The sequence below is a fragment of the Actinosynnema sp. genome, from assembly GCF_052038725.1.
The window spans coordinates 1-7,612 of sequence record NZ_JBQGCX010000174.1; the positions used below are offsets into that span (position 1 = coordinate 1).

Below are 7,612 nucleotides of genomic sequence, written 5' to 3' on the forward strand. Positions count from 1 at the left end.
ACCGGGTCGAGGCCGGAGTCCGGCTCGTCGAAGAGAATGATCTGCGGATCGAGCACGAGCGCTCGGGCCAGCCCGGCCCGCTTGCGCATCCCGCCGGAGATCTCGCCGGGCAGCTTCCGCTCGGCCCCGACGAGCCCGACCATCTCCATCTTCTCCAGCACGATCCGCCTGATCCCGGTCTCGGACTCGCGGGTGTGCTCGCGCAGCGGGAACGCCACGTTGTCGAAGAGGGTCATCGAGCCGAACAGGGCGCCGTCCTGGAACAGCACGCCGAACAGCTTGCGGATCTCGTACAGCTCCCGCTCGGAGCAGCGGACCAGGTCGGTGCCGTTGACCGTGATGCTGCCGCGCTCGGGCTTGAGGAGCCCGACCAGCGACTTGAGGAACACGGACTTGCCGGTCCCGGACGGTCCCAGCAGCACGCTGACCTCGCCCGCGGGCACGGTCAGCGTCACGTCCCGCCAGATGTTCTGCCCGCCGAAGGACTTCGTGAGGCCGTCGACCACCACTTCGACGCCCATCCCACCTCCCCGTCGCCGCCGTCGTTGGCCGCGCCGTCGTGACACCCATCACGTGAGCGTCTTCACAGTGCAACGAGGCGCTTCCTAAGGGGTTACTCCTCGGTCGGGGGAACGTCAGTAACGGAAGGGCAACAAAAAAGAGCGGGCCCCCCGAATGGGGGACCCGCTCTTGAAGCGCTGAAGCGTCAGATCACTTGAGCGAGATCTTGGCGCCGGCGGCCTCGAGCTTCTCCTTGGCGGCGTCGGCGACGTCCTTCGCCACGCTCTCCAGGAGCGGCTTCGGAGCGGCCTCGACCAGCTCCTTGGCCTCCTTCAGGCCCAGGCCCGAGACGACCTCGCGGACGACCTTGATGACCTGGATCTTCTTGTCACCGGCGGACTCGAGGACGACGGTGAACTCGTCCTTCTCCTCCTCGGCGGGGGCAGCGGCGCCACCGGCGGCCGGGGCGGCCACGGCGACCGGAGCAGCGGCGGTGACCTCGAAGGTCTCCTCGAACTGCTTCACGAAGGCCGACAGCTCCAGGAGGGTCATCTCCTTGAACGCGTCGAGCAGCTCGTCGGTGCTGAGCTTCGCCATGATGGCGGTCCTTTCTGTTCAACGCCCGAACTGCGGCCGGACGCGGAGTCTGGTTGGTGTGATCAGCTCTCGGCGGGCTCGGCAGGAGCGTCGGCAGGCGCGTCGGCCTGCTTCTTCTCCACCAGAGCGGCGGCCAGGCGAGCGACCTGGGAGGCGGGGGCGTTGAACAGACCCGCGGCCTTGGCCAGGTTGCCCTTCATCGCGCCCGCCAGCTTGGCGAGCAGCACCTCACGGCTCTCGAGGTCCGCGATAGCGGTGACCTCGTCAACCGAGAGGGGGCGGCCATCCATGTAGCCGCCCTTGATGACCAGGGCCTTGTTGTCCTTCGCGAAGTCGCGCAGGGCCTTCGCCGCGTCGACCGGCTCGCCCTCGACGAACGCGATCGCGGTCGGGCCGACGAGCAGGGCCTCGAGGCCCTCGACGCCCGCGTCCTCCGCGGCACGCTTGACCAGCGTGTTCTTCGCAACGGTGTAAGTGGTGCCCGCGCCGAGAGCGCGACGCAGCGTGGTGAGCTGCGCCATGGAGAGGCCACGGTACTCGGTGACGACAGCGGCCGAGCTACCGCGGAACTTGTCCGACAGCTCGGCGACGGCCGAAACCTTGCTGGGCTTCGCCATGATCGCCTCCTCTCTGGGCTTGGTGACGCCGATCAGCCGAGAGGTCCGCGTTCTGGGCACAAAAAAACGCCCCTGCGCAACAGCACAAGGGCGGACGGATCACGGCGAACCGCGACCAGGCCTTACCTCGTCCTCCTGCGCGGGTCGCCCGCTGTACCAGCGGGACCTTCGTCCTCACGCCCGAGAGGGCGCGATGAGACCAGCGGTCTTGGGTGGAACTCGGCAAGCGTAACCGACGCTTCCCCGCTGGACCAAATCCGGGATGATGACGGGCGTGACGGACGAGCAGCGCCCCCCTGACCTCGACCCTGAGCAGCTCCGCCGGTTCCAGGAGTTCCAGCGGTTCCAGGAGTTCGAGCGCTTCCAGGAGGCGCAGCGGCAGCAGGGCGCGCTCCCGCCCGGCGGCGCGGACTCCGGGAACCTGCCGCAGGTGGTCGAGGGCAGCGCGGTGGACCGGGGCCCGGTGACCGACCCCCGGCTCGCAGGCGGCGCCCCGCAGCAGGCGGCCCCGCAGTTCCCGCCCGGCGGCCCGCAGCCGGGCCAGGCGCACGGCGGGCACCCCGCGCCCGGCTACCCGGCGCCCGGTCCCCCCGCCCCCGGCTACCCCGCTCCCGGTTATCCCGCGCCGCACCAGCAGCCGTACCCGCCGCCCGCGCCCGCCGTGCACAAGGGCAAGCCGTGGTGGCAGCACGTGCTCGCGAGCAGGCTGGTCCGCAGGCTGGTCACCCTGGGCGTGCTGCTCCTGGTGCTCCAGTACTTCTACGACCAGTACTTCGGCGGCGAGCAGCCCGGCGACCGCGCGCAGACCGCGGGCGGCCCGACCGGCGAGGCCGTGGAGATGGCGCCGGACACGCCGGTGAAGACGATCGCGAAGCTGTACGGCGACGTGGGCTCCGGCCGGGTCCGGGCGTGCAAGGTGCTGTTCAGCGAGGACTCCGCCAGGGACGGGTTCGCCTCGGCCTTCGGCGCTGGCACCTGCGAGGAGGCGTTCGCCGCGCTCAAGCCGCAGGTCACGCACGTGACGAACTACAGCGGCGTCTCGTTCTCCAGCGAGCTGTACAAGACGCCGACGACCGACGTCGTGGTGATCAGCTCCTGCGAGGCCGTCGTGTCCGGCGGGCCGAGGCTGGGGAAGTTCACCGTGACCCGGCAGAGCAACGAGAAGTGGATGATCTCGGCCTACGAGCAGGAGACCTGCACCCAGCCCTAGTGCTGCGAAAGAGCTGGAAAAACGCCGAACCCCCGGTCTGCTGACCGGGGGTTCGGCGTGAGCTCGGGTGCGGGACCGTCAGACGGTGGCCTCGTCCGAGAGCAGGTTGCGCGTGCGGTTCGGGTCCACGGGGATGCCGGGGCCCATCGTCGTCGAGACGGTCACCTTCTTGACGTACCGGCCCTTCGCGGCGGAGGGCTTGGCACGCAGGATCTCGTCCAGCGCGGCGGCGTAGTTCTCGACCAGCTTCTCCGGGTCGAACGACACCTTGCCGATGACGAGGTGCAGGTTCGCCTGCTTGTCGACGCGGAAGTTGATCTTACCGCCCTTGATGTCCGTCACGGCCTTGGTGACCTCGGGGGTCACGGTGCCGGTCTTCGGGTTCGGCATCAGGCCGCGCGGGCCGAGGATGCGGGCGATGCGGCCGACCTTGGCCATCTGGTCCGGCGTCGCGATCGCGGCGTCGAAGTCCAGCCAGCCGCCCTGGATGCGGGCGATCAGCTCGTCGCTGCCGACCGCGTCCGCACCGGCGGCCTCGGCCTCGGCGGCCTTGTCACCCGTGGCGAAGACGATCACGCGGGCGGTCTTGCCCGTACCGTGCGGCAGGTTCACGGTGCCGCGGACCATCTGGTCGGCCTTGCGGGGGTCGACGCCCAGCCGGATGGCGACCTCGACGGTCGCGTCCAGCTTCACCTTGGAGGTCTCCTTGGCGAGCTTGGCGGCCTCCAGCGGCGAGTACAGCCGCTCCCGGTCCACCAGCTCGGCGGCGTTCTTGTACGCCTTGCTGCGCTTCATGCTTCTGTCCTTCTGAGTGGATCAGTAGTGGTCCGGGCCGCGCTGGGCCCTCCCACGCTGTCGGGGTGCCCCGCGAACGGGGCGCGGAGGAGGGTCAGCCCTCGACCGTGATGCCCATGGAGCGGGCGGTACCGGCGATGATCTTCGCGGCCTGGTCGACGTCGTTCGCGTTCAGGTCGACCATCTTGGTCTGCGCGATCTCGCGCACCTGCTCCATGGTCACCTTGGCGACCTTGAGGCGGTGCGGCTCGCCCGAGCCCTTCTCCACGCCGGCGGCCTTGAGGATCAGCTTCGCGGCGGGCGGGGTCTTGAGCTTGAAGTCGAACGACCGGTCCTCGTAGACCGAGATCTCGACCGGCACCACGGTTCCGCGCTGCGACTCGGTGGCCGCGTTGTACTGCTTGCAGAACTCCATGATGTTGACGCCGTGCTGGCCCAGCGCGGGGCCGACCGGCGGGGCCGGGTTCGCGGCGCCGGCCTTGATCTGCAGCTTGATGACCGCTGCGAGCTTCTTCTTCTTGGGTGGCATCTCAGTGCTTCCTCTATTGCGGTGTCCGCGCGCGGCCCTGCCAGCCGCAGCGTGGCTGCCCGCTCCCCCTGGGGTCCCCCCGGCTCAGACCGGGGGGAGGGAGGCGGATCAGATCTTGGAGACCTGGCTGAACGACAGCTCGACCGGCGTCTCGCGACCGAAGATCGACACGAGGACCTTGAGCTTCTGGCCGTCCGCGTTGACCTCGCTGATGGTGGCGGGCAGCGTCGCGAACGGGCCGTCCATGACGGTGACCGACTCGCCCACCTCGAAGTCCACCTCGACGGTCGACTTGACCGGGGTGGTCGCGGCCTTCTTGCCCGCGGCGGGCTCCTGCTTGCCCTGGGGGAGCAGGAACTTCAGCACCTCGTCGACGGTCAGCGGCGACGGCTTGGAGGTCGCGCCCACGAACCCGGTGACACCGGGCGTGTTGCGCACCGCGCTCCAGGAACCGTCGTTCAGCTCCATGCGGACCAGGATGTAGCCGGGCAGCACCTTGCGCTGCACCTGCTTGCGCTGGCCGTTCTTGATCTCGGTGACTTCCTCGGTCGGCACCTCGACCTGGAAGATGTAGTCCTCCATGTCGAGCGTCTGGATGCGCGTCTCGAGGTTGGTCTTGACCTTGTTCTCGTAACCGGCGTACGAGTGCACGACGTACCAGTCGCCGGGCGCGCGGCGCAGGGCCTCGCGCATCTCGGCGGCGGGGTCGGCGGGCTCGGCGTCGATCGGGGTGCTGTCGAGCTCGACGACGTCGACATCACCGTCGGCGGTGTCGGCGGCGTCGGCGTTGTCCTCGGCGGAGACCTCGGTGGTGTCCTCCGACGACGCCTCAGCCTCGACCTCGACGCGGTCCTCCCCGGTGCCGGGGTCCCGCTCGTCGGTCAGGTCGGTCAGCTCCTGGGCGCTCGCGCCGTTCTCGGAGGTCACTGTTGGTCTCGCTTCCTTTCGTGCATCACGTGCCCAGCCTGTCACAGCCCCGCGACGTCTGCGGGGCGGACCGGGCGAGCCGGCGTCAGCCGAACAGCCAGAACACGCCCTCGGCGAAGGCGATGTCCAGACCGAAGACCAGCGCCGTCATGAAGGCCACGAAGACCAGCACGACCGAGGTGTAGGTGACCATCTGCTTGCGGGTCGGCCAGATCACCTTCCGGAGCTCGCCGACCACCTCGCGGATGTAGCGGAAGAAGCGCGCGAAGATGTTCGGCCGCTTCTCCTTGCCCTCGCGGGAACGGGTCGGCTTGCCCTTCTTCGCGGAGTCCGAGGTGGAGTCCACCTTGTCGGACTTCGGCTCCGCGGAGCGCCCGGCGTCCTTTCGGGACGCCGGACGCGCGGTGCCACGGCGCTCGCGGCGCGCGGCGGCGGTGACCGGCCGGGACGCGTCGTCGCGCTTTTCCGGCTGGCCCTGCTCGCGGCCCTCGCTCATGCCGTCCTCCGCTCACCATCGCGTTTCGACGCAGGGGCGACAGGACTTGAACCTGCAACCTGCGGTTTTGGAGACCGCTGCTCTGCCAGTTGAGCTACACCCCTTTGGGCCCTCGCGGACCCCTGGCGGGAGACGCCTTGCACCCCCCTCACAAGCTCTTGTGGAGACCCTGTGAGGTGTGATGGGGCGTTCCAAGACCGGAAGCATACTGCACAACCCCGCCGATCTTCCAACTTGCCCGGTCAGCGGGGGTGCGGACGCGGGTATCGGGGGCGCGTCTGCCACGATTGGCGCCATGGCTGAGCCTGAGACGACCCCCGCGCCCACCGCCCCCGCGCTCCCCCGGATCTCCCGGCGGATCGGGGGCATCGCCGAGTCCGCCACGCTGGCGGTCGACGCGAAGGCGAAGGCGCTCAAGGCGGCGGGGCGACCGGTGATCGGGTTCGGGGCGGGCGAGCCCGACTTCCCGACGCCGGAGGCGGTCGTGGCCGCCGCCCAGGCCGCGTGCGCCGATCCGCGCAACCACCGCTACACCCCGGCCGCGGGCCTGCCCGAGCTGCGCGAGGCCGTCGCCGCGAAGACCCGGCGCGACTCCGGCTACGAGGTGGCCGCGAGCCAGGTGCTGATCACCAACGGCGGCAAGCAGGCCGTCTACCAGGCGTTCGCGACCATCGTCGACCCCGGTGACGAGGTGCTGCTGCCCGCGCCGTACTGGACCACCTACCCCGAGGCCATCACCCTCGCGGGCGGCGTCCCGGTGCAGGTCACGGCGGACGAGACCACCGACTACCTGGTGACCGTCGAGCAGCTGGAGGCGGCCCGCACGCCGCGCACGAAGGTGCTGCTGCTGTGCTCGCCGTCCAACCCGACCGGCTCGGTCTACAGCCGCGAGGCCATCACCGCGATCGGCCGGTGGGCGCACGCGAACGGCCTGTGGGTGATCAGCGACGAGATCTACGAGCACCTGGTCTACGACGGCGCCGAGGCGGTCTCGCTGCCTGTGGCCGTGCCGGAGATGGCCGACCGCACGATCGTGCTCAACGGCGTGGCCAAGACGTACGCGATGACCGGCTGGCGGGTCGGCTGGCTGATCGGCCCGGCCGACGTGGTCAAGGCCGCCTCGAACCTCCAGTCGCACCTGTCCTCGAACGTGTCGAACGTCGCACAGCGCGCCGCGCTGGAGGCCGTGTCCGGCTCGCTGGAGGCCGCGCACGCGATGCGCGTCGCGTTTGACCGCAGGCGTCGCCTGATCGTGGAGCTGCTGTCCGCGATCCCCGGCGTGGACTGCCCCACCCCGACCGGCGCGTTCTACGTCTACCCGTCGGTGAAGGCGCTGATCGGCAAGGAGCTGCGGGGCCAGGAGATCACCGACTCGGTGACGCTGGCCGCGCTGATCCTGGAGCACGCCGAGGTCGCCGTGGTCCCCGGCGAGGCCTTCGGCACCCCCGGCTACCTGCGCCTGTCCTACGCGCTCGGCGACGAGGACCTCAAGACCGGCCTCGACCGCATGGCGAAGCTGCTCGCCGAGGTGAAGTAGCTCACCGAACCCCACCCCGAAGGCGGCCTCCGACCGGGGGCCGCCTTCGGCGTTTTACCCCCTAAAAAGGGGAACCCGAAAGGGTGAAAAAAGTGGTGTTTCACGGTGAAACCCGGCCGAACGCCCCCTCCGATGGGGTCTAAATGCCCTATCGAGGCTTCGGCTGTTAACGAACTCTCGGCGATCACGACTAATCCGTCGTCCGGCTCGCCGAGAGCCACCGCACCACGGGAGTCACCGATGTCCTACCCCCAGCAGCCCACCCAGTACGCGCCGCAGGGCCACCCGCAGCCCGCGCAGAACGGCATGGCGACCGGCAGCCTCGTCCTGGGGCTCGTGGGCCTGCTGCTCAGCTTCATCCCGTTCATCGGCGTCATCGCCTGGCCCATGGTCATCGTCGGCC

9 protein-coding genes and 1 tRNA gene are annotated in these 7,612 nt (G+C 69.7%); 2 read left to right on the top strand and 8 right to left on the bottom strand.

The window, feature by feature from the left end:
- The 3 genes from ACTUAL_RS03215 to rplJ all read right to left on the bottom strand — a co-directional run.
- Positions 1–521, bottom strand: a 521-nt coding sequence (locus ACTUAL_RS03215; protein WP_440899220.1) for an ABC transporter ATP-binding protein, incomplete at its 3' end; no start/stop codon positions are given.
- 190 nt (positions 522–711) lie between these two features.
- Entirely contained in the window at positions 712–1,098 is a 387-nt protein-coding gene (gene rplL, locus ACTUAL_RS03220; protein ID WP_096497144.1) for a 50S ribosomal protein L7/L12, read from the bottom strand.
- 62 nt (positions 1,099–1,160) lie between these two features.
- Complete coding sequence (rplJ, locus tag ACTUAL_RS03225) at positions 1,161–1,715, bottom strand: 50S ribosomal protein L10 (RefSeq protein ID WP_015805312.1); 555 nt, start codon at positions 1,713–1,715, stop codon at positions 1,161–1,163.
- Positions 1,716–1,989: 274 nt separating this feature from the next.
- Between rplJ and ACTUAL_RS03230 the strand changes: the two genes are divergently transcribed.
- Entirely contained in the window at positions 1,990–2,925 is a 936-nt protein-coding gene (locus ACTUAL_RS03230; RefSeq protein ID WP_157767938.1) for a hypothetical protein, read from the top strand.
- Positions 2,926–3,003: 78 nt separating this feature from the next.
- Here ACTUAL_RS03230 and rplA read toward each other — a convergent pair whose 3' ends face one another.
- From rplA to ACTUAL_RS03255, 5 genes are all read right to left on the bottom strand, one after another.
- Positions 3,004–3,720, bottom strand: a complete 717-nt coding sequence (rplA, locus tag ACTUAL_RS03235; RefSeq protein ID WP_096497146.1) for a 50S ribosomal protein L1 — start codon at positions 3,718–3,720, stop codon at positions 3,004–3,006.
- 94 nt (positions 3,721–3,814) lie between these two features.
- A complete protein-coding gene (gene rplK, locus ACTUAL_RS03240; RefSeq protein ID WP_015805315.1) occupies positions 3,815–4,249 on the bottom strand; it encodes a 50S ribosomal protein L11 in 435 nt (144 codons plus the stop codon).
- Positions 4,250–4,357: 108 nt separating this feature from the next.
- Positions 4,358–5,176: a transcription termination/antitermination protein NusG gene (nusG, locus tag ACTUAL_RS03245; RefSeq protein WP_096497147.1), complete on the bottom strand. Its 819-nt coding sequence runs from the start codon at positions 5,174–5,176 to the stop codon at positions 4,358–4,360.
- Between the two features lie 85 nt (positions 5,177–5,261).
- The gene (gene secE / locus ACTUAL_RS03250; protein WP_096497148.1) at positions 5,262–5,672 is read right to left on the bottom strand and encodes a preprotein translocase subunit SecE; all 411 of its coding nucleotides are present in this window, start codon (positions 5,670–5,672) and stop codon (positions 5,262–5,264) included.
- Positions 5,673–5,703: 31 nt separating this feature from the next.
- Positions 5,704–5,776: transfer RNA gene (locus ACTUAL_RS03255), tRNA-Trp, on the bottom strand.
- Positions 5,777–5,967: 191 nt separating this feature from the next.
- On the opposite strand from ACTUAL_RS03255, the gene ACTUAL_RS03260 reads away from it, so the two are divergent.
- Positions 5,968–7,209, top strand: coding sequence for a pyridoxal phosphate-dependent aminotransferase (locus ACTUAL_RS03260; RefSeq protein WP_096497149.1), 1,242 nt, complete (start codon positions 5,968–5,970; stop codon positions 7,207–7,209).
- Positions 7,210–7,612: the final 403 nt, after the last annotated feature.

Bases quoted from the DNA above. Each gene is read 5' to 3' on its own strand.
- rplL (WP_096497144.1), bottom strand. From the start codon at position 1,098: ATGGCGAAGCTCAGCACCGACGAGCTGCTCGACGCGTTCAAGGAGATG.
- rplJ (WP_015805312.1), bottom strand. From the start codon at position 1,715: ATGGCGAAGCCCAGCAAGGTTTCGGCCGTCGCCGAGCTGTCGGACAAG.
- rplA (WP_096497146.1), bottom strand. From the start codon at position 3,720: ATGAAGCGCAGCAAGGCGTACAAGAACGCCGCCGAGCTGGTGGACCGG.
- rplK (WP_015805315.1), bottom strand. From the start codon at position 4,249: ATGCCACCCAAGAAGAAGAAGCTCGCAGCGGTCATCAAGCTGCAGATC.
- secE (WP_096497148.1), bottom strand. From the start codon at position 5,672: ATGAGCGAGGGCCGCGAGCAGGGCCAGCCGGAAAAGCGCGACGACGCG.
- ACTUAL_RS03260 (WP_096497149.1), top strand. From the start codon at position 5,968: ATGGCTGAGCCTGAGACGACCCCCGCGCCCACCGCCCCCGCGCTCCCC.